Here is a 22,196-nt window from a genome sequence, read left to right on the forward strand (position 1 = left end):
ATTGATAGCCCCTTTGACACCAGTCGCGGAATTTTACCGGTGTTTTTGGTCCTATAAATTTCTGCTTCCAATGAAAACTTCTCTACGGTTTTATGGCCCTGGTGCGCTGGGTCAATTCTTTTTTATCGGTCTGCTGGTGCTCATGGGGCTGAGTGGCTTTGGCCAGAAAGTGTTTTACGTCACCCCCAGTGGCGGGGGCACCCCACAGGACGGTTCCTCCTGGGGCAACGCCTTCGCCGGTACGCAGCTGCAAGCGGCCATCGAGGCTGCCAGTGCCTACTCACAGGCCCACGAGAATCAGGATGTGCAGGTCTGGGTGGCGGCCGGGACCTATAAGCCCACCGAGGATGGGAATCGAGACATTAGTTTTTCGATGCGCAACCACGTGGCGATTTATGGCGGTTTTGTCGGTACAGAAACCGCGTTGAGTCAGCGCCCATCGGTCCTGAGTACGCCTTCCAGCACAACACTGAGTGGGGATATTGGGGAGCCGGGTGTAACCAGTGACAACTCACGCATTCTTATTGACAACGCGAGCTATTTTATTGGCTCTCTGCTGTATTTGGACAACAGTGCCGTGATCGACGGCTTTATCATCACCGGGGCATATAGTACTGAAACGATCGGCGGTAAAGGCATGCACAACCAAGCCAAGGGGGAGGGCAGTTATTGTGATCCTGTCGTTCGGAACTGTTGGTTCATCGACAATACGGGTTGGCATGGTGCCGCGGTCATGAACGAAGCTAGTAGTCCCGCTAGCGCGAACCCGGTGTTTATTAACTGCTCTTTTGTCAATAACCGGGCTACGCAATCCGGGGGAGCGATGTTCAATTTTACCGCTTACTTCGGCACCGTTAACCCACAGGTAATTAATTGTCGTTTTGTGAACAATCACGCTTCTGATGGCAGTAAAGGAGACGGTGGAGCCATAGGGATTTTAGCTTTAGAAGGCGGTAACATTAACCTACAGCTAACCAATTGTACTTTTATCAATAATTGGGCGCAGAACAGTGGGGCAGCTATTTACGGATCCAGTGCGGGCAGTTTAGGGGAAACAAATGACAGTGCGGTATTGACCAACTGTATCTTCTGGAAAAATGGCAATGGGGGGGAGAATACATTCGGAATTGGGGATATCGAGGCTCATTACTGCCTTTTCGATATTCCGGTACCGGGCTCTGTGGACGACCATAACCTGACAACTGACCGGTTCCCCTTCGTCAGCGAAACCGACCTGCGGCTCACCGCCTGCTCGCCCGCCATCGATGCCGGTGATCCGGCCAGCAGCGGCACCACCGATCTGGCGGGCAACCCCCGGTTTTATAACAATGGCCGCATCGATATCGGAGCCTATGAGTTTCAGGGCCGTCCGCTAGCCGCTCCCAGCCTGAGCTTACCGCCCGCAGTTACCCGGCCCATTCTGCAAAATACCCCTTCGGTGGGGCTAACGGTGTCGGGCTGTGAAGGTGGAACCGTCGCCTGGCGGAGTTCCACGGGCGTTACCGGAACCGGTACAAGTATTCCGGTTCCCACCGATGCGGTCACCACCCTGATCTACTCGGCCACCTGCACCGTGGGCGACTGCACCAGCCCCCCCGGCTCGACCACCGTGGTCATCAACCCGCCATCAATGACGGGCAGCTTCGACGGTTTTATCTATGGGGCGGATTGCAGCACCTTTCGGGGCTGGGCCTGGGATCGCAACAAACCCAATACCGCCGTCCCGGTCGAGATCCTGGACGGACCTGTTGTCATTGATACGCTGATGGCCGATGTATTCCGCTCTGATCTGCAAACCGCTGGCAAGGGCAACGGCAAACACGCCTTCTTCTTCAGCATTCCCCCCACGCTCAAGGATGGGTTACCGCACCACCTCTCGGCCCGGGTCGCGGGCAGTAGCTTTTTGTTGAAAGACTCGCCCAAAGCCCTCATCTGTCAGGTCAATCCCACGGGACCCACCGCCAACAAAGCGCCGGCTCCGCCCTCGCCCACGGTGCTGATCGCTCCGCTGGTGGCCCAGGTTGGGGTGCCCTTCGCCGGGACGCTGGTGGCCTTTACCGATCCGGAGGGTGATGCCTTGAGCTACCAGCTGACGGGTTTGCCTGATGGATTGAAACTGGAGGCCGGTAGCCGGGTGATTCAGGGTACGCCCCTGGTAGCGGGCAGCTTCGTGCTGACGTATCAGGCGACGGATACCCAGGGGGCCACCAACTCGGTGAGCTTCAACCTGACGGTTAATCCGGCGGCTGGGAGTCCGGTCACGGGTGATTTTGAGGGCTATCTGGACAAGCTGGATTGCGGGGGCATCCGGGGTTGGGTCTGGGACCGCAAAAAGCCCAACACCCCGCTGACGGTGGAGTTTTTCACCCAGGTTGGAACGGGGCCCGCAACAGTGTGGGGCAGCACTGTGGCTAATATTGTTCGCCCCGATCTAATCGATGCTAAAAAAGGCAATGGGGCGCATGCCTATAATTTTACGGCCCCGTCGGGGCTGGTCAATGGCACCCTGGTACGGGCCCGGGTGCTGGGGAGCCCGTATGAGTTGAAAGGATCTCCCAGGGCTTATCAATGTTCCAAGGCCCGCTTGTCGGCTGAACGGGGGGCGGAGCTTCAGGTGGCGGTATTGGGTAACCCGGTTACGGATTACATCCAGGTGGAAATTCGGGGGACGGAAGGCCAGCCGCTTCGCTTGCAAGTTCTGGACGGCAACGGCCGATCCCTTCAGGAGCAGACGATTCCGGCCGCGAAGGCCGTGGAGCATCAGAAGCTCTGGGTGCAGCAACAACCCGCCGGATTATTCCTGCTGCGCGTCACGCAGGGAGGACAGGCCATCGTTGTGAAACTGCTAAAGTCGTACTAGCCGGTTTACAGGCGTCCCGGTTCAACACCGGGTCAGGATTGCCAGGACGGTAGTCGGGATGGTTAGTCGAGCCGACTTACGCCGGCTCGTTGCCTACCCTGCGGGGCAGTCGCATCCGTTGGCCACAAAACAGAACCGCTGAACAGTATTTTTTCGCTATTTTCAGGCTTTTCGGCCTAGCCGATGCCAACGATTCGTGGCTCCGTAACTTCTAAACCGTTCTGCCTGATGAAAACCGCCTTTTGTGCTCTGTTTGGTTCATTCGTTTTGGCCTGCTCGCTGGCCGGGTTTGCCCAGCCGATGAGCTTTAGACCCGCCGATGCGCCGGGCGAGGCCGGTTTTTCGGCGGAAAGCCTGAAACGAATCGATGATCTGATGCAGGGCTTTATCGACAAAGGGCTGGCCCCCAATGCCGTGACGTTTGTGGCCCGTAACAGCAAAATCATCCATTTCAAAGCGTATGGGTACAGTAACCTGGAAAAGAAAACACCCCTCAAACGCGACGATATTTTCCGGATTGCGTCGCAGTCGAAAGCGATCACGACCGTGACACTGATGACGCTGTTTGAAGAACAGAAATTTCTGCTCGACGATCCGATTGCCAACTACATTCCGGCCTTCAAAAATCCGCGCGTGCTGGTCAGTGTCGATAAGGAGAAAGGGACGTACGAAACCCGCCCCGCCAAGCGCGATATCACCATTCGGCACCTGCTGAGCCATAATGCCGGCATTCCCTACGAACACCCGCTCGACCAGCGCCCCGAATTCAAGGTGCCGTACCTGAATTCGCTGCAACCCGATAAACTGGAAGATGTGGTGAACCGGCTGGCGACCCGCCCGCTCGTTCAGGACCCCGGAGAAACGTTTACCTACGGCCTGAACACCGATATTATTGGCCGGCTGGTCGAGATTTTATCCGGAAAACCGCTGGATGTGGCGATGCGCGAACGCGTGCTGGAACCGCTGGGAATGAACGATACGCATTTTTATCTGCCCGCCAGCAAAGCCAGTCGGCTGGTGGAACTGTACGCGAAAGGCAGCGCCGATAAACCGCTATCCCTGCACGACAATGTCAGCAACCGCACGTACCCGGTGGCCGGGGCCAAAACGTATTTTGCCGGAGGGGCCGGTCTGGTCGGGCCGATTGAAGATTACGCCAAATTTTGCCAGATGCTGCTGAACGGCGGCTCGTTCAACGAAAAGCGGATTCTGGGTCGGAAAACCGTTGATATGATGCTTGAGAACCAGATCGGCGAGGCCGAAGTCTGGGACCGGCGTGATAAATTCGGTCTTGGGTTTCAGTTGATTACCAGCCGGAGTCATTACGGCGATCAGGCGACGCCGGGGGCTTACACCTGGGGCGGGGCGTATTGTTCGGAGTATACGATCGATCCCAAAGAAAACCTGATTCTGCTGGTTTATACCAATGTCATGCCGTATGCACACTACACCGATTTTGTTCGAAAATTCCGGATGGCGGTGTATCAGGCGATGAATTAATCGCCCGGCGACTCCGCAGCGACCGGTTTTTAAGCTACCTCCTCATCCCAGTTTACCTGGTACGCCAGAACCGGCTCCGCGGCTTTTGCACCCATTCGGATGAAAAAGGGCAGCATGAGGTCGCGGAACCAGACGGCCACCGGATTCGTCACCATTTTGCCGTTGCCGGTGCGTCGGGCCTGCTGCACAATTTTCTCAACCCGCTCCTTGCGTAGCCTTTCAAACCGGGCAAATGCGGTTTCTGTTTTCAGGGAATCGCGCAGGCATTGCGCCAGCACAGCGGCATCTTCCAGGGCGAGTGACGCGCCCTGTCCGGAATGGGGTGAGGTAGCGTGGGCGGCATCGCCAATCAGGCAAACCGGCCCTTGGTGCCAGGTGCGTAACGAGGGCATGTCGTACACCGGCCACCTGCCGATTTCGCCCGGCGTCGATTTCAGGATCGTTGGAATCGGTTCAGGATCGCTGGCGTGATTCTGGAGCAGTCGTAGCCGCCAGACCTCGTCGGAAATTGCTTTCAGTTCATCCCGTTGCGGTTCGTTGGGCCAGGCTACGTTGCTGAACCAGTAGACTTCGCCGTCCGGTTTGGCAATCGAACCAAAAAAGGCTTTCTTCCCGAAGGTCATCTGCATGGCGCCCGAAGCAGGCAGGTCAGCCGGATGGCAGTAGGCAAAACCGCCACAATCGACCATACCCGTGTAGGCCGGTTGCGGAGCGTTCGGAAACGTGAGCTGGCGGGTTCGGGAATGAAGGCCGTCGCAGCCGATCAGAAAAAGGCCGTTGGCTTCGGTTCCGTCCGCAAAACGCGCCGTCACGCCCTGAAAACCGTTACGCTGAATGGCGGTGAGCTTTTTGCCAAAATGAACCGGAATTCCCCGGCGAAGCGCTTCGTCGCGCAGCACCCGGTGCAACTGCCCCCGTTTGATCATGACATTCTGACTGCCAAATCGTTCGGTTTCGTTGCGGCTGTCGATGAACGCCAGGCGTTTGCCTTTGCCGTTGAAAAACGCCATTCCGGTCGAATGAAAACCGTCGGTATCCTGTAAAGGGTCGATGCCGAGGGTTTTCAGGATATTGACGCCGTTGGGGGCCAGGTTCAGAAACGCACCGGCTTCGTCCAGCGCGCCGGGCTGGGCTTCATAGATTTCGGCAGCAATACCGACCTGCTGTAAAAAAAGGGCCATCGCCGGACCGGCGATACCACAGCCAATGAGGAGAGCGTTTTGGGGCGTTGTCATCACGTTTGTTTCGGATTTGAGCCAAAAGTAGCCAGAGCGAGGAGGCTATGCCGGTGTTTTTTCGTGAACCGACGGTTTTACGCGATGGGCGCACAATTCGGGCGGATCGGCTGCCGTTGTTTTTACGGAAATTTCCGCCAATTTTATGTTCATTCTTACCAAACAAACCAGACCATGAACCCCAAGAAAACCGCCTTGGTACTGATCGAGTACCAAAATGATTTTACCTCGCCGGGAGGAACCTTGCACGACGCCGTGAAGGGCGTGATGGAATCGACCAACATGCTGGAAAACACGAAGGCGGTAGTGCAGAAAGCCCGTGAAGCGGGCGCGACCATCATTCATTCGCCGATTAGTTTTCACGATGGCTACTACGAAATTACGGCCCATCCCTACGGAATTCTGAAAGGCGTGGTGGACAGCCAGTCGTTTCGGAAAGGAACCTGGGGCGTCGAGATCATCGACGAGCTGAAACCGGAGCCGGGCGATATCGTGCTGGAAGGCAAACGCGGCCTCGACGCCTTCGCCAGCACCAACCTGGATTTTATTCTCCGCAGCAAAGGCATCGAAACCGTGGCACTGGGCGGTTTTCTGACAAACTGCTGCGTTGAATCGACGATGCGTTCCGGCTACGAAAAGGGCTTCGAAGTGATTACGCTGACCGACTGTACGGCCACGCTGAGCGAGGAAGAACAGCAGTTTGCCTGCGCCAAGAACTTCCCGATGTTCTCCAAACCGATGACCCACGATCAATTTGTGGACGAGCTTTCCGGCGAAACGGTTTCGGAAATTGAAGGGCGGGGGTATACGGCCTGAGAAAACCGGATAAGGGAAAACCGGCTGACGTAGTGCAACGACAGTCGGTTTTTTATTGTCCTAAAATGGGGTCGGTGCTATTTTTCAATTCCTTTCGATCTTTTCCACAAACCATTCCAATTCTTTCATCAAGCCGTCTTGGCTAACCGGTGTAAACGCTTTCGTCGGCCGAGTTCTCAAGGTTTAGGATCAAGATGCGGAGGGTTGTTTAACTACTTGGATGAGTAACAAAACGAATGGCCCATTAATGCCAAATTAATTTTAAGAATGGCCGGTACCTCAATCGGTTCACGTTGAAGTGGTTTTGCCCATCTGTCAATGAAAAGCTTTCTTTATGTCAGTTAAAGCGATAAAAAGCTACCTTGCATCAAACTATTCCTAACAGCTATTTATGGGAAAATTATCCAGAGAGCGTTTTTTAAAACTAACCGCACAAAGCACTTTTGCCGTACCGTTTCTAAAGGAGAATAGGCTACAGGACGAACCAAAGAAGGATGAGAAATTGGTTTTTAGATTCCTTCAGGTGAATGATCTACATGTGCAAAATGAGTCATCGCGGTACCTGAAGCAACGAATTGCCCCCGCCTATGCCGGAGCGAATACCCGGGCAATATGGTTGAGAGAAGCATTGCGGGGTGGGCAGTTTTTTCCGGAAGTTGATTTTGTCCTGTCGGTCGGCGACATGATTCATGGTAATACGCTGGAGGGAGTTAAATACGATATGGATTTCTTTCATCGCTATTTTTATTCCGATTTCCCCTTGCCATTTTATCCAGTGATGGGCAATCATGAAAATGTTCAGAACGAGGGCGATCCGGTATTTGAGGGCTCGTATATCCAAGCCTTTGGCAAGGATAAGATTAACTATTCCTTCGTCCACAAAGGGCTGCACTTTATTATTTTTAATAATTCTGGTTCCTGGGTGGTGAAAGATAGCGGGATTCTGGAGTACCGATTAAAATCGTTGCGGCAATTGTTGGATTTGCATCCGACTCTCCCTAAAATTGTCTGCTGCCACATTCCACTGGTTTCGGTCAGGACAAAGGAGGTTCTGGCCAAGAGTTTTGGTTTTACGTCTTTTTACACAAAAGAGCAGGAGATCGGTGACCTTATCAGGCAGTATAATCCTAAAGTTCTAGCCGTACTCTCGGGGCATTTACACATTTCAGGAATGGTGAATACCCATGCCATTCACCACGTTGTGCTGTCAGGACTGGCCTCGTATCCCCATGATATGGCCCTTTATTCAGTGTATTCAGACCGAATCGATGTCGAGTTTGTCAGAGTGCCCTCCGATTTGCTACAGCCGGAGACCAACATCCACGGAGCTAAACGTTTTGGGTTCGATTATACCGATGAGCTACATACTGACTATTCGTCCTATCTTATGGGGAACAGCCAGGAGCGCCGGTTCTCAATCCCAATAAAGAAAAATTCATAGCCTACAGCGTGGGCCATCACCGGTACGACAATGGCCCACCGTATTACGATGAGCCATTCGTAGTTTTACAAAACCTGTTTCACAAAACTCCACGCATACCAGAAGAAAGGGGGTAAAAATCAACACGCTCACCCTTTGTCTTTTCTCTATTGTCTTTTGTCTTTTCTCTGATAAACTACACGCTATTCCGATGTTCGCTAAACTCCTGATTGGCCTGGTGGCGGTTCTCCACCTGTATATTCTCTGGCTCGAAATGTTTGCCTGGACCACCCGGGGGCCGAAAGTGTTCCGGAACTTTCCGGCGCACCTGTTTCCGGCCACGAAGGCGCTGGCGGCCAATCAGGGGTTATACAACGGTTTTCTGGCTGCGGGGCTGATCTGGTCACTTCTGATTGGTGATCCGGTCTGGCAGCGGAATGTTGCGTTCTTCTTTCTGGGCTGCGTGGCCATTGCCGGGATCTACGGGGCGGTGACGGCTGATAAAAAGATTTTCTTCTCCCAGGCGCTCCCGGCCCTGATCGCGCTCGTCCTGCTGCTGATTCCGGGATAACGGCAACGGAACCGGTTTTGGGCGCACGGGCTCGCCGGACTGGGACAACAAAACCGGCCGGCCCTGGGTATCCGGATAATGAACACCTAACCGGTAGCGATACCGGTATTGTTTACCGGAAAGGGTTAAATCGTAGACGCCAAAAGCCAGTTCATGCAGATTGAGATAGCGTTTGTAGCGGGGTAAATGGCTGACCTCCTTGTAGACGGTGTGTCCAGCCGAATCATGAAGCTGGATGAAAACCGGGTCGGTACCGGTTTGCCGGAAATAAATCGAAATTTTATTCAGTTGTATCGGCGTGATGTTGGCCCGAAAACCGCCCACGCTCGAATCGGCCACCGGCGGTAGACCGGAAAGCGGCTCGGTGAACGGTTCATTGAGGGGTACGATGCGGTCGGGTAGAATCATGGACGCCACCAGTTGGTTCGAGGCTAACCGCTCGCAGGTTTCGTCGAGCCGCCGGACGTTTTTGCGGGTAAGACGGATATGCTGGCCGGGTAATTTTTCCTGATAAATCAGGCGGTTTTGATCGTCGTAAAAAGCGACGACCGTGGTGTGCGAAACCGCGTCGGTGTGGAGCTGCCAGCGGCAGGAAGGGCGGTAATAGGCATTGGGCTGGGCCGAAGCGGAAAACACCGTTAACAGGGTGCCGATGCACAGCCAATGGATTCGGACGTTCATGTGTTGTTTCATCTGATTCGGATTGGGGATACTGCCGGACTTTTTTGCTAAGGAACCGACGGTTTCGATACCAAACCGGTTTTTTTGCCCAACGCAAAGGAAAGCCCGACAGAAGCAGCCCCGGGCGGATGAAGAACGTTTGCGGGCTGACAATGCCGTTCGTCGGGCAGTGGTGTCGTTTGTCTAAAAATCGGGTCCTTCGTCGATTCCGTCCGACGAAACCGGTACCTTTAAGTATCCAACGGACTAAAACCCGACCCATGGAAGCGCCGTTCAAGTTATTGTTTCGCTACCGCATGGCCTGGCACAGCCTTTTCTGGCTGTTGTTGCTGGTGTACGAAGGCTTGATCTGGGGTACTATCGACGACCAGTACAGTCAGCGGTTTATGATTTCGCTGATCGAACTGCCGGTTAAAATGCTGGCCACGTACACCACGCTCTGGCTGATCGACCAATACCTGATTTACCGGCAATACGGTTATTTTTTGCTGTTTATGGTGCTTTCGGCCGCGCTGACGGGCGTGAGCCAGCGGCTGGTGGCGTATTTCGTGATCTACCCGATCTATTACCCGGAAGGGCTGGCGATGCCGCTTATTTTTCTGCCTAAGATCCTGATATATACTTTTGCGACCTATTCAATGGTGTCGATTCCGTCTGCCGTTCACCTGATGAAAAAGTGGTACGCCGACCAGCAGCTAACCCAGGAGCTTCGCCAAAAAACGCAGCAACTGGCCCAGGGAAAACTGGAAGCTGAGCTGAAGTTACTGAAATCGCAGATTCATCCGCATTTTCTGTTTAATACGCTCAATAACCTCTACGCGCTAACCGTGAACGGCTCGCCCAAAGCGCCGGAAATTGTCTTTAAACTGTCGGAATTGATGAGTTATATGCTGTACGACAGCAACCTGCCGCAGGTGCCGCTTCGGAAAGAGATTCAGTACATCGAAAATTACATTACGCTGGAGAAAATCCGGTATGGCGACCGGCTGGATGTTTCGCTCAATTTGTACGCGCCGATTGAGGGCATTCAGATTGCCCCGCTGATCATTTTACCGTTTGTCGAGAACAGTTTTAAACACGGCGTCAGCCGACAGCTGGATGGCGTCTGGGTTCGGGTTGATGTGTTAGTGAATGATAATGTCCTGGTTTTCAAGATTGAGAATAGCAAAGTGAGTAATCCGCCCGTATCTTCGACACAGGCTCATTCCGGTATCGGGCTGGAAAATGTGCGGAAGCGGCTGGATATCATTTATGGATCCCGTTACTCGTTGCAGTTGTTCAACGAGGAAGAAACGTTTCTGGTGGTTCTCCGGATCGAACTGGAATCGCTGCCGCGCGTGCAGTCAGTCCCTTTGGTTCGTACGGACTGGGAAGAAGGACTTAAAATCAATGGGTTGAAAAACCGGTTACCTTAACCCCTTAGGCACTTGTAATCAGATGAATTGTGTCATTATTGAGGATGAGCCGCTGGCCTTGAATCTGCTGGAATCGTACGTTCGGCGCGTTGAAGGGCTGAATCTGATTCGAAGCTATACCAACGCGGTAGAAGCTTTTACCTTTTTACAATCCAAATCCGTCGATTTGTTGTTTCTGGACATCGAATTGCCCCAGATTACGGGTCTGGAATTGCTGAAATCCCTCAAAAACCGCCCGGCGGTGATCATGACCACGGCATACCGGGATTACGCCGTTGATGCCTATGATCTGGATGTCGTGGATTACCTGCTGAAACCCATCACGTTTGAACGGTTTTTACGGTCGATCAGCAAAGTCTACCAGGGGAATCCGTCGGTGAGTGCTGAAACACCGGCGAACCCGTTGACGCACGATTTCGACCGGGCCTATATTTTCCTGCGTGAAGACCGCGAGATGGTCAAGGTCTATCTCCGGGATATTCTCTATATTGAAAGTCTGCGGGACTATGTCCGGGTGAAAACGCTTGATCGCCAGATTATTACTTACCAGAAAATCAGTTATCTGGAACACAAGTTGCCGGAAAACAAATTCATCCGGATTCATCGGTCATTTCTGGTGTCCATCGAGAAGGTTACCGGGTTTACCCCTTTGTCCGTATTAATTGGGGACAAATCGCTGCCCTTGGGCCGTAATTATAAAAACCAGGCTCTCAGGGCTTTTCACAGCGATAATGTCATGCTGTAAGCGGGTTTCCATCTTTTCCGTCCCATCCCTTCTTCTTCCCGCAGCACCCGGACATAGATGGGATCACCGGGCGCGTGAACGTATACATCCTGCGTTATTTTTTTATACCCTTCGTTTTAAAAACGAAACCGCTTCTACGTGATTTTTCGGCTGATGAACCGGCTTGGACCTTCCCTGATTGACGCTTCTAAACGTTTCTTTTTCCACCTGCTTAGTACCCGCTGGTAAGCTTTTCTTTTCCAATCGTTTCCCCTGAAAACCGTCCGGATAACTGGCTAAGAAAAATACTTCGCCGGTCCGCTGACGGTCTGATCCAGGCCATAAACCGCTTACTAGTTTTTTAAATTGCGGTAGGCAAGTTGTTAATGTATTGTAATTCAGGGTTTTATACCAGAAACTAACAATTGCTTTCATTGGCACCCCTTTTGTGTACTGCCTTTTACAACGAAACGACAGAACCCCTCTTTTGGTAAGTATTGACTTTTTATGGCTACTATTTTCGTAGTTAAACGAGGAAGTTCCCGTTCCGTGGAGTGTAATTGAGGAAAGCGGAGTATGTAGCTGGAATACTCCTTTATTGATTCACATTTTAAATTGCTCAACGTTATTATGGTTGCAAAATTACCTATCCGCATTCTGGGGAATGCTTTCAACGTGGCATTGCTCCTGGTAGTAACTTTTTACGTTGGCTATGCGCATTCCCTTACCAAGCCATCGGAACCCCGCACGAAGGGGGCAAAACGAGCCGCAATCGAGTTGGATACCAATCGGTATATTGGTCTGACAATTTTCAACTTTGAACGGATTGCGGAGCGGGACGACGAACGGATTCGGCATTCGGCACAACACGGGTGTAATGCCGTGGAGATTACCATCAACTGGGACCGAATCTATCCAACCATCAACAGTACGGCTTATTGGGATGTTGTCGATTCCCACATCCGGACGGCGGAGGATCATAATCTCAAGATAGCGTTGCGGGTGCATGTTGGCCGGGATGCCGATAAGCTGGGCGGTTTTTGGGGCGTCCATGAAACCATGCAGGCTGCGGACAGCGCCCGAAACACGAAAACGGGCATTGTTCAGTTTACCTTCGCCCATGAGCGGACTGTCGATCGGGCCATGGCTTTCGTTCAGGAGGTGGCGAGCCGGTACCATTATCTCCAGAAACAGGGAAAGCTGCTGTTTTTCTCCGTTGTTTCGTCACCCGCCCTGGAAGCCGAGTACACCCCGGTTTACGACCCGCCGTCGGGTTCGGGCAAATACGTCGTTCCCTATGACTACAGTATCCATGAACTGACCGGTTTCCGGCAGTATCTGCAGGCACGCTTCAGTTTATCGCAGCTCAACCAACGCTGGGGCACGGACTTTAGTACCTGGAACAAGGTGATGCCGCCGGCGAATAATAAATCCAACCCCTACGCCGTTCATGACGGTGTTCGGGGGCAGGACTGGTACGTGTTCCGGCACCGGCAGCTCAAGAAATTCATCGATAAGGTCGATGGCGCGGTCAAGAGTGTTGACCCTTCGATTGTGGTCATCAACCAGCACGGTTGCGTCTGGGATCGGCTATCCGGGCTGCGGGCCACGTTTGCTTTTAAAAACCTGGCCGAAAATGCCGATGGATTGAAGTTTAACGACGGTCCTGATTATAACCACCGGTTTTCGATGGACGTCGTGCGGAGCAACCTGAAACCCGGCGCCTTTATGGTGAATGCTGTTGATGGAATGTTCCACCCGTCCGTATCGGCCGAAAAATACTACGAACAAATTGCGCAGTGTTACGAACACGGTGCAAAAATGCTGACGCTGGCCAATTTCGGGGGGCTGGACGCCCGGCCCAAGCTGGAGAAACTGATTCATATGGTGGTGGATTCCAATAAGCTGTTGCAGAAGCGGGTGACGCAGGTGCAAACGGTTGGCGCGGCCATTGGCTACAAGTTGTCGGATATTCTGAAATCGAGTTCCATTGCGCAGGAACGCTGGAGTCAGCGGTATAACCAGAACGGAAAAAAACCGGTCCGGATCGAACTCGATGAGGATTTGCTGCGGAATGAACCACCGGTGATCAACAGTCTGCCGGTAGTGAGTAAACCGTTGGTGGATCAGAACGCCATTGTTGGCCAGCCGTTTAGCTATTCAATCGGGTCCACATTTACCGACTCCGACGGTACCATCGTGAGTGTTGAAGCGAGTAATTTGCCCATCGGTATCGGCTGGTCGAGTGCCACCGGCGAGTTCAGCGGGACACCCACCCGGGTAGAAGCCACGCTGGTGACCCTGACGGCGCGCGACAACCTGGGGGCAACCGTTACGGCCAGTTTCCGGTTGACGGTGACCGATCCGACCACCACTAACCAGCCGCCGGTTGCACCGATCGTTGCGGCCCAAAACGGGCAGGTGGGCACGGCCTTTGCCTATACGCTGCCGGCTTTTACCGATCCGGAAAACCTGCCCCTTAGCCATTCGCTGACGGGTTTGCCGGCCGGGTTGACCTTCTCGACTGAAACCAGGGTCCTGAGCGGAACACCGGCGACGGCGGGGGTTTATTCGTTGACGTACTCGGCTTCGGACCCGTCGGAAATTGTTTCCACTACGTTTTTCCAGTTTACCGTGAAAGACGTTCCTCCTCCGCCGATCCGAACCGGTAATTTCGAAGGATACTTTGATACCTACAACTGTGAGGGCGATATCTGGGGCTGGGTCTGGGACCGGAACCTGCCCAATACGCCGATGCCGATCGAAGTGCTGGACGGTCTGAACGTTATTGGCAAGTTTACGGCCGATCTCTACCGCCCGGACCTGGTGGCCGCTAAAAAGGGGAATGCGCAACACGGCTACCAGTTTTTGATCCCGAACAGCGTTAAAGATGGGTTGCCGCACGTGATCAGTATGCGGATTGAGAACTCGGAATATTACCTGAAGGGCTCCCCCAAAACCGTGGTTTGTCCGCCCAGTACGGCGCAGACCACCGACCCGTCGAACAAGCCGCCGGTAGCCGTTCCCATTCCGATCCAGAATGCCTATCTTCAGGTGCCCTTTTCCTATACCTTGCCGGAGTTTACCCACGAAGACGGCCAGACGCTGATTTATGCGGTTTCCGGCGGGGTGGCCGGGTTGACGTATAACCAGGCTACCCGGACGTTTAGCGGGGTGCCGAGCCAGACCGGAACATTCACCGCCAGCGTGATCGTATCGGATGGGGAAGGGGGGTATACGCCCGCAACCGTAACCGTGGTGGTAACGGCGGCTCCGGCAAACCGCCCGCCCGTGGTCGCCCAGCCCATTCCAAACCAGACAGCCACCGTCGATCAGGCGTTTACGTATACCCTTCCGGCCAATACCTTCACCGACCCCGACAACAACCTGACGGGTCTGCAGGTAAGTGGTTTGCCGAACAGTTTTTCCTATACTACCGCCAACCGAACGATTAGCGGAACGCCGACCGCAGCCGGTATAATCACGGTTACCGTAAAAGCAGTCGATGCGGTGAATGCTTCCGTAACGACCACGTTCAACATTACGGTAGAAGCACCCCCCGTGCAAAACCAACCACCGGTAATCGTCCAGGACCCGGTCAGCCAGACGGCGGTTGTTGGGCAGTCGTACCATTTCCAGATACCACTCCAAACCTTTTCGGATCCGGATGGCACCATCGCCAGCATTGCGGTTTCGGGTTTGCCGGCCGGGCTGACCTATACGCAAAGCAGCCGGACGATTTCCGGGACGTTGACTACCCCGCAAACGGCGACCATTTCGGTCACAGCCACCGATAACGGCGGAGCGACGGTAACGGTTAGTTTCCAACTGACGGTGGTGCCTCCGGCCAATCAGACCCCGAAAGTCAGTAGCCCGATTCCGGACCAGGTGGCGACGGTGGGGAAGGCGCTGACTTATCAGCTTGGGGCAGAAACGTTTGCGGATTCGGATGGCAGGATTGAAAACGTGGAAATTGTCAGCGGTTTACCGGCTGGGCTGACCTATACGCAAAGTAGCCGGACCATTAGCGGAACACCGACGACACCGACCACCACGACCGTGACGGTGAAAGCCACCGACAATGAGGGCGCTTCCGTGACGACTACCTTCCGGTTTACGGTCAATGCCGCCCCGATACCGGACAATAAACCCCCCGTGGTTGTCGAGCCGATTCCGGATCAGACGGCAACCATTGGTCAGGCCTTCACGTATGCCATTAGTGGAAGCGTTTTTACCGACCCGGACGGAAATATTACGACAGTCGAAGTCCTGAGTAGTTTGCCCGATGGCTTGACGTATAGTCCACCCGTTCGAACCATTAGCGGAGTTCCCAGCGCAAAGGTGGCGCAGCGCGGTCTGACCGCATCCGTTAGCGAACCCCTGATAACGACGGTGGTTGTGAAGGCCACCGACAACCACGGCGGCTGGGTGACTACGAGTTTCCGCCTGACGGTAAATCCGGCACCCAACGAACCGCCTGTCGTCTCGAGTCCGATTCCGGCCCAAACCGCCACCGTTGGCAAGAGCTTCGTCTACACGATTGGCGATGACATTTTTTCGGATTCCGATGGCCATATTGCCAACGTCGAAGTGAGCGGTTTACCGACCGGTCTGGCCTATACGCAGCATTCGCGGGTCATTGCCGGAATACCGACAGTCGCCGGTAGCGCAACGGTGACGGTGACAGCCACCGACAACCAGGGCGCGACGGTAACGACGAGCTTCCGGCTGACCGTCAGCCCGGCCCCGAACGAGCCGCCGGTGGTTTCGCAAACGATTCCGGATCAATCGGCCACCGTAGGACAAAATTTTTCGTATACCCTTGGAACCGGGGTGTTTACCGATCCGGATGGCGTTATTGCGAGAGTGGAAATTACCAGCGGTTTACCGACCGGTCTGGCCTATACGCAGCATTCGCGGGTCATTGCCGGAACACCGACAGCCGCCGGTAGTTCAACGGTGACGGTGAAAGCTACCGACAACCAGGGCGCGACGGTGACCACTACGTTCCGTTTAACGGTCAGCCCGGCTCCGAACGAGCCGCCGGTGGTTTCGCAAACGATTCCGGATCAAACGGCGACGGTGGGCCAGACTTTTACGTATACGATCGGTGCCGGCGTGTTTACCGATCCGGACGGCAGTATCGCAAAAGTGGAAATTACCAGCGGTTTGCCAGCCGGCCTGACCTATACGCAGAACACGCGGAGCATGACTGGAAAACCGACAACGGCAGGCGTTGCTACGGTAACCGTGAAAGCAACGGATAATCAGGGTGCGGCCGTGACAACGACCTTCCGTGTCACCGTAAACCCGGCCCCGAGCGGAGGAAATCAGCCCCCGGTTCTGCTCAGTCCGATTCCGGACCAGACCTTCGTTACGAGTGAAGAATATACCTATATGCTCGGAAAAACGCAGTTTACGGACCCGGATGGTAGCATTGCTTCGGTTGAAATTGCCGGTCTGCCCGCCGGACTCGTTTATAATAAAGCGGCTGGTATCATTGGTGGAAAGCCTTCGAAAGCCGGTGTTTACAAGGTGGAGGTGAAAGCCATTGATAATAAGGGGGCTTCGACGACCGTCAACTTTACGATTACGGTTATAGAAAATGCGGTTATGAAATTGTATAAGGCCGGAAAAGGACCGGAAGCGCAGAACTTCATCCAGGAGTTGAAGGGTGGTGAAGTGCTGTACTTAACCAACTTACCGGCTTCGGTGAATTTCTTCTTCGAGTTCGTAACCAAAGTGTCAAGCGTGAAATTTGAGTTGAGAGGGCCTAAAACGGTCGTGTTTCAGGAGAATTTTGCCCCCTGGGCCCTTTGCGGAGACAATGGCGGCACCAATCTATTGCCCGGCACTTATTCACTTAAAGTAACCGGCTATAAAAAACCGAACCTGCAGAGTAACCTGCTCGTGGAGCGTCTCATTGTATTTGAGGTGAAAAGCAGTTCGGGGAAACGGGAGAATGCCGAAACCGCCGTTGCGAGCAGCGAACCGGTGACGGGTGTCTGGGGTGTTTATCCCAATCCGTTCCGTGACCAGCTGGTGGTTACGATTCCGGGTGAAGCCCAAACCGCCTTTGGCCCACTGGCCCCGTATCGTTTCTCGATTGTGTCGCCATCCGGCCAACAGTATACGGTTCCGGAACAGGATACGCGTATCGAAGGCAGCAACGCCATTCTGAACGTTCAAGCCGCCGGACTGCAACCGGGTCTCTATTTCCTGCAAATCCGTCGGGGGGAAGGCCGTCTGCATACGCTGAAAATTGTAAAAGAGTGAGAAACAATGACTAATAACCTGGACTAACTAGAAAAGCCTGTTTCCTTTGGAGACAGGCTTTTTTTTACCCCAACTCGGCCGTTCTGCCTTCGGATCTACTCAGTGCTGCAAATTATTTTCAACAAATAGGTGTTGTCTGATAAAATAGGAAAAATTATACGTCTGGCGCTGGAAATAGGCTTTTCTGGACCATTTTTGCGGTTTTGAGATAAAAAATGGCCTACCGCTTAATCACATTGATAAGTAATACTACTTATTTTATTTATTATTTGTTACTTTTGAACATCCTACCGTAACATTGTTATTTTATGAACGTAATCAAAGACGTTTCGAAATTGATGGCACCCACTCTGTCGAGCCTTCAGTTGCCATCCTGTTATTTTACGAGTTTGTCGCAAGCCATTGCTTGTGCGAACCGGTTTTTCATGGAAGGGCTGAATGCTCAGATTATTGCCAAAGGAAAGAATACGTTCCTGGTTGTACCACCGGATATTGCCCGGGAAATGCACCCGCAAGGATTTCAATTGATTTACGGTAATGAACTATAATTCAATAGAATATCAGGTTATCTACAAAGAAAAAACCAGCCAATTGGCTGGTTTTTTTCTAATTACTCTATCCATGTTACTAACTTTTAACGGAACGGCTGGCCGGATACTTCCCTGTTTTCAATCAGGATTGAACCGTAATCCGGTGCTGTAAGGCGAGATTGGTCTTGGCTCCCAGCGTGAGATAGGCCCGGAAAACGCAGGTGGCCTGTTTCTGGTACAGCTCCGACGAATGCCAGCCCAGCAGGTTCGGATGCATCTGCCCATTGACAACTTCGACCTGGAGCGCCGGGTCGATTTGTAAGACCACCAGCCGCTTTGTTTGCGGGTGCGACAGCACAAAATGATTGCGGCCCTTCGCCCGAAACCGGATGGCCGGATGAACGTGAAACAGGACCTCCACCGTGCGATGGGTTCCGCGACGGTTATCGATGCGGTCTTCGATCAGCAAGTGGTTAGTGAGCTTGTCGAATTCCAGCCGACGCTGGTGGGAGCAACCGATCCGGTCGTACCCGTTATGGGAGGCAATGATCTCATCGGTATTATCGTCCGATTCGGCTTTCTGGACGGCGCTGGTATAGTGGCTCAGCCACCGCAAATCAGGGTCCTGAAAGGCCTGATTCTGGTCATCGATACAAACCGTATTGTGGGCGCGGGTACTGATAAAATACCGGCGCCAGTCGGAAGTGCCAGAAGGCTGGTACGTGCCTGAATCGACGAAAAAAGGCTGGCCGTCGATGTGCATGGCAAACGACAGGGCGTCGGCATGACGGTGCGTATTCTTTCCGGTCAGACCCAGCGATGCTGCATTGAAATGAATGTAAATCTCACTTTGATCAGCTTCCTGCTTGCGGAGAATATAATGCCCTTCGTCGAGGTAAAATTGGCTGTCGAGGGGCGTTTCCGTATCCGGAATAGCGTTGAACTTCTGCCGGCCTGCGTTGCCGAACAGAAGCTGGTTTTTGAGGTCAAAACCGTTGGACCGGTTTTTGAAAACCGGGTTGCCAAACAGCACGGCCGCCGAACCGAGCAGCGACCGGAAGTTGTTCTGATCGGTGATGCCCCCCCAGAGCCGGCCACTGCCTTCGTCGCCGTAGGACGGGAAATTACCGCCTTCATCGAGGCAATGGGCAATGTAGCCGAAAATGGTCTCCAGCCGGCGGGTGTATAAGTCCGAAAACGGATTGTTGGTTTGTAAACCAGCAATATAGGCGATCAGGAGTATATCGGTAACAAACTGGGTATAATCGCCCGCTTCGTCACCGTTGATGCCGTTTGGGCTGTGCTGCCGTTGCATTTCCTGCTCCAGACCGGTTTTGGCAAAAGCGTTCCAGGCAGTCGATTCGGGAAATTGCCAGAACGAACTGGCCACAAACAACCCGGCATACCCCGCAACGAGCTGGTGATGGGTCGCTGAAAGATACGGCAGGTTGTGGCGACTATACGTGCAGTGCTGGTAAATCATCGGGAGCCAGGTCGATTCGGCAAACCGCCGAAAAACCGGGTCAGCTTTCGCCAGCAGGGAGGCATCCAGAATGTTCCAGCTGATAAACCAGTTGATGAGCCGGATATTGACTTCCAGATTGCTGTACCAGTTGATTCCCAGCAGATAAGGGTTCGCTTTCACCCAGGACGAGATCACGGCAATCAGGCGGGCCAGTTCTTTCGGATCGGCCGTCAGCCGGTAGCGCATGGCCAGGGACGGTAAAAACGGAAACCGGTTTACTTCCCAGACGTACCGGGCACTGCCCAGTGCCGGATTTTGCAGGTCAATTTCCCGGGTATAAGTCAGCGGAAACCGCTTATGCGTGCCAAGGTCAAGGTGCCAGTCGATCGGGTAACTATAATCGAGGATATGATCAAAAACCTTGTACTGGAGTGGAAACGAAAGCGTCGAAAAGTCGTCGGTCTGAACGGGCAGCAGCGGATCGGGCCATGCGGAAAGCTCAACCGTTGCTTTCCAGCCAACCTGCTGTTTATCCGACTGTTTCCGGAAATATTGCCGAAGCCGGAAGAGAACCTCCGTCGTCGATAAAGATCGCAGTCGGTAATAAAACCAATGATACCGATTCAGCATTATTATCTTACACGTTGAGTAGCCGACAGCCGCAGCGTGTTGCGGATGGTCATAGCCTATGGATACTTGCCTGCCGAAACCCGGGTTGCCGATTTGCTCAGGAATGGTCGGGCCGATCAGAGGATGACAAATTGCCTACAAATAAAACCAGCCCGTAGGGTTAACTGCGGAAGGAAGGGAACTTGGTCAGCCAGTTGCGCACCAACTCAGATGAGGCATGAGTTGAAGTGGCTCGAAGTTGAGGGAAATCTGCAACCAGCCCGGAATGCCCTGCTCAGGGCAAGGGCATTCCAGACCGGCACGTTTTTCATTGGCGTTGAGTAAATGGTATTTGCTGGTTGGGAGCAGATGCCGAAACGTCTGTTGCCCGAATTTATCCGGAATATGTCAGATTCATGAATTTGGCTAAAGAAGCGATCGATTTGACCCGCCGGCGACTTACAGATAAACGTGTTTCGTCTGATAATTCAACCCAGCTATTATGCATATCGTGTAAATCCAGCTGAACAATATGCTCCGGATTGACCAGATGGGATCGTGAAATGCGCCAGAACGTCGGGTGATATTCCTGCTGCTCCTTCAGGGTATAACTGGACACAAAACCACTCTGTTTATTCAAAATGATGCGACTATAATTGCTCCAGCCTTCAAAAAATAGGATTTGTTTTGCAGCAATGGTTATGGCTCTTCCCCTGCGGTCGCGGACTTTAATGCTGGTACGGGTGCTATTCATAGAAAGTAACGTTGAGTGCATCGCTTTCTGAATGAAAAGCAAACTCTATGCCATTGTGTAACTTTTTGTATATATTGGTTACAATTTTTGTCTGGTAAATCCAAGACCTGGTCGGTGCGGTTTCAACGTCTGGCCCTCCGGCTACCGGCAAGGGCCCACCAGCCTATCGTAAAATCCAGCACCAGCGACGCGTGAGCGGCATACCAGCGGTCGTATCGAATCCCGTGCTGTCGTTGCATCCGACCCGGCCTGTCGGCCAGCCTGGTCCGGGTTTGGGCTAAACCGGTGATTCCCGGGCGGACACGATGCCGGTCCTGATAACCGGGCTGGGTCCAGTGTTGAGCGTCCTCCTGCAGCGTGTGCGGGCGCGGGCCAACAAGGCTCATGTCACCGATCAGAACATTGAAAAAATGGGGTAGTTTGTCCAGATGCGTAGCCTGTAGCCACTGGCCTACGGTCGTTAGCTGCGGTTCAGACCTGAAACCGGGCCGTGAAGCAACCACAGTCGTCCGGAATTTCAGGCAGCGGAACGGACGACCCTTTCGGCCGGTACGAAGCTGCGCAAAAACAACGGGTCCGGGCGAGGTGAGTACAATCGCCAGGGCGATGATCGGTACCAGCCAGGCAAAAACAAAAACCGTGAGCAGTACGGTTACCGTAAGGTCAAACACGCGCTTTCCCACCGTTGCATACACCGAACGCAGCTCCTGGGGCGGGTGCTGGTCGTATACCGGTGAAGGAAGGGGATAAACCCGGGATTCAAGACTGATCATAGGCGTTGAGTATAAGGTATTGACTATAATAAATACAATTTATTCAATGATTTGCCATGAATCGGCGTGGTGCCTTATAACTGCACTTAACCAACAAAAATAAAGAGTTATAGAAAAGGATTAATATATTCTCGGGATACCAGTTACGGTTATAAAATCCGGTAAATACTGTCTAAGACCGGAAATGGGCTCTTGTGTAGGAAGCAGAGAGCAAAAGGCGAATAAATGTCAATAACAATGACTTGTTATTTATCAGACAATAATAATGCTGGTTCTGTCTTTAAACAACTCCGTTACTGGAAAAGTGATTGAATGGTTATCTTCCTTTTGTTATTTTTTTATCGCTTCGTATACAGACTTCTTATCCGAAAAGTGGAGTCGGCCTGATCCGTTTCCGAGGGTTAACGAATCGTCTGACAACTAGCGCGCATTACTTAGGATATACTTAGGAAAATAATTGACTATTTAGGGGAGGGTTTATTTGTGAAAACTGCATTTAATTATGCAATTTGCTTTTGGGTCGTTTGGGGCTGTAATTGAGGTAGTTAGTGGATAATAAGCAATGAT

14 protein-coding genes are annotated in these 22,196 nt (G+C 53.0%); 9 read left to right on the plus strand and 5 right to left on the minus strand.

Annotated elements, in window-relative coordinates; genetic code table 11:
* Positions 1–70: 70 nt before the first annotated feature.
* The gene (locus tag ACFPMF_RS09165; RefSeq protein ID WP_379843477.1) at positions 71–2,860 is read left to right on the plus strand and encodes a putative Ig domain-containing protein; all 2,790 of its coding nucleotides are present in this window, start codon (positions 71–73) and stop codon (positions 2,858–2,860) included.
* A gap of 228 nt (positions 2,861–3,088) precedes the next feature.
* Entirely contained in the window at positions 3,089–4,360 is a 1,272-nt protein-coding gene (locus ACFPMF_RS09170) for a serine hydrolase domain-containing protein (RefSeq protein ID WP_379843480.1), read from the plus strand.
* Between the two features lie 29 nt (positions 4,361–4,389).
* Here the strand turns inward: ACFPMF_RS09170 and ACFPMF_RS09175 are convergent, their stop codons facing one another.
* Complete coding sequence (locus ACFPMF_RS09175; RefSeq protein WP_379843483.1) at positions 4,390–5,595, minus strand: FAD-dependent oxidoreductase; 1,206 nt, start codon at positions 5,593–5,595, stop codon at positions 4,390–4,392.
* Between the two features lie 174 nt (positions 5,596–5,769).
* Here ACFPMF_RS09175 and ACFPMF_RS09180 point away from each other — a divergent pair, with 174 nt between their 5' ends.
* From ACFPMF_RS09180 to ACFPMF_RS09200, 5 genes are all read left to right on the plus strand, one after another.
* The gene (locus tag ACFPMF_RS09180; RefSeq protein WP_379843485.1) at positions 5,770–6,411 is read left to right on the plus strand and encodes a cysteine hydrolase family protein; all 642 of its coding nucleotides are present in this window, start codon (positions 5,770–5,772) and stop codon (positions 6,409–6,411) included.
* Between the two features lie 391 nt (positions 6,412–6,802).
* Positions 6,803–7,852 (plus strand): metallophosphoesterase family protein, encoded by a 1,050-nt coding sequence (locus ACFPMF_RS09185; RefSeq protein ID WP_379843488.1) that lies wholly within the window; start codon positions 6,803–6,805, stop codon positions 7,850–7,852.
* 190 nt (positions 7,853–8,042) lie between these two features.
* Positions 8,043–8,402, plus strand: a complete 360-nt coding sequence (locus ACFPMF_RS09190; protein ID WP_379843490.1) for a DUF1304 domain-containing protein — start codon at positions 8,043–8,045, stop codon at positions 8,400–8,402.
* Between the two features lie 941 nt (positions 8,403–9,343).
* A complete protein-coding gene (locus ACFPMF_RS09195; RefSeq protein ID WP_379843492.1) occupies positions 9,344–10,498 on the plus strand; it encodes a sensor histidine kinase in 1,155 nt (384 codons plus the stop codon).
* 22 nt (positions 10,499–10,520) lie between these two features.
* Positions 10,521–11,243 carry a LytR/AlgR family response regulator transcription factor gene (locus ACFPMF_RS09200; protein WP_379843494.1) on the plus strand — a complete coding sequence of 241 codons (723 nt, stop codon included), beginning with the start codon at positions 10,521–10,523 and terminating at the stop codon, positions 11,241–11,243.
* A gap of 102 nt (positions 11,244–11,345) precedes the next feature.
* Here the strand turns inward: ACFPMF_RS09200 and ACFPMF_RS09205 are convergent, their stop codons facing one another.
* A complete protein-coding gene (locus tag ACFPMF_RS09205; protein WP_379843496.1) occupies positions 11,346–11,657 on the minus strand; it encodes a hypothetical protein in 312 nt (103 codons plus the stop codon).
* A gap of 195 nt (positions 11,658–11,852) precedes the next feature.
* Between ACFPMF_RS09205 and ACFPMF_RS09210 the strand changes: the two genes are divergently transcribed.
* Complete coding sequence (locus ACFPMF_RS09210; RefSeq protein ID WP_379843499.1) at positions 11,853–17,498, plus strand: putative Ig domain-containing protein; 5,646 nt, start codon at positions 11,853–11,855, stop codon at positions 17,496–17,498.
* A gap of 308 nt (positions 17,499–17,806) precedes the next feature.
* A complete protein-coding gene (locus tag ACFPMF_RS09215) occupies positions 17,807–18,046 on the plus strand; it encodes a hypothetical protein (protein WP_379843502.1) in 240 nt (79 codons plus the stop codon).
* A gap of 124 nt (positions 18,047–18,170) precedes the next feature.
* Here the strand turns inward: ACFPMF_RS09215 and ACFPMF_RS09220 are convergent, their stop codons facing one another.
* The 3 genes from ACFPMF_RS09220 to ACFPMF_RS09230 form a co-directional block, all read right to left on the minus strand.
* Entirely contained in the window at positions 18,171–20,123 is a 1,953-nt protein-coding gene (locus ACFPMF_RS09220) for a heparinase II/III family protein (protein ID WP_379843505.1), read from the minus strand.
* Between the two features lie 373 nt (positions 20,124–20,496).
* The gene (locus ACFPMF_RS09225) at positions 20,497–20,856 is read right to left on the minus strand and encodes a LytR/AlgR family response regulator transcription factor (protein WP_379843508.1); all 360 of its coding nucleotides are present in this window, start codon (positions 20,854–20,856) and stop codon (positions 20,497–20,499) included.
* A gap of 122 nt (positions 20,857–20,978) precedes the next feature.
* Positions 20,979–21,629, minus strand: a complete 651-nt coding sequence (locus ACFPMF_RS09230) for a sugar transferase (RefSeq protein WP_379843511.1) — start codon at positions 21,627–21,629, stop codon at positions 20,979–20,981.
* Between the last annotated feature and the right edge of the window lie 567 nt (positions 21,630–22,196).

This window comes from Larkinella bovis, from assembly GCF_042655385.1.
Taxonomy (GTDB): Bacteria; Bacteroidota; Bacteroidia; order Cytophagales; family Spirosomataceae; genus Larkinella; species Larkinella bovis.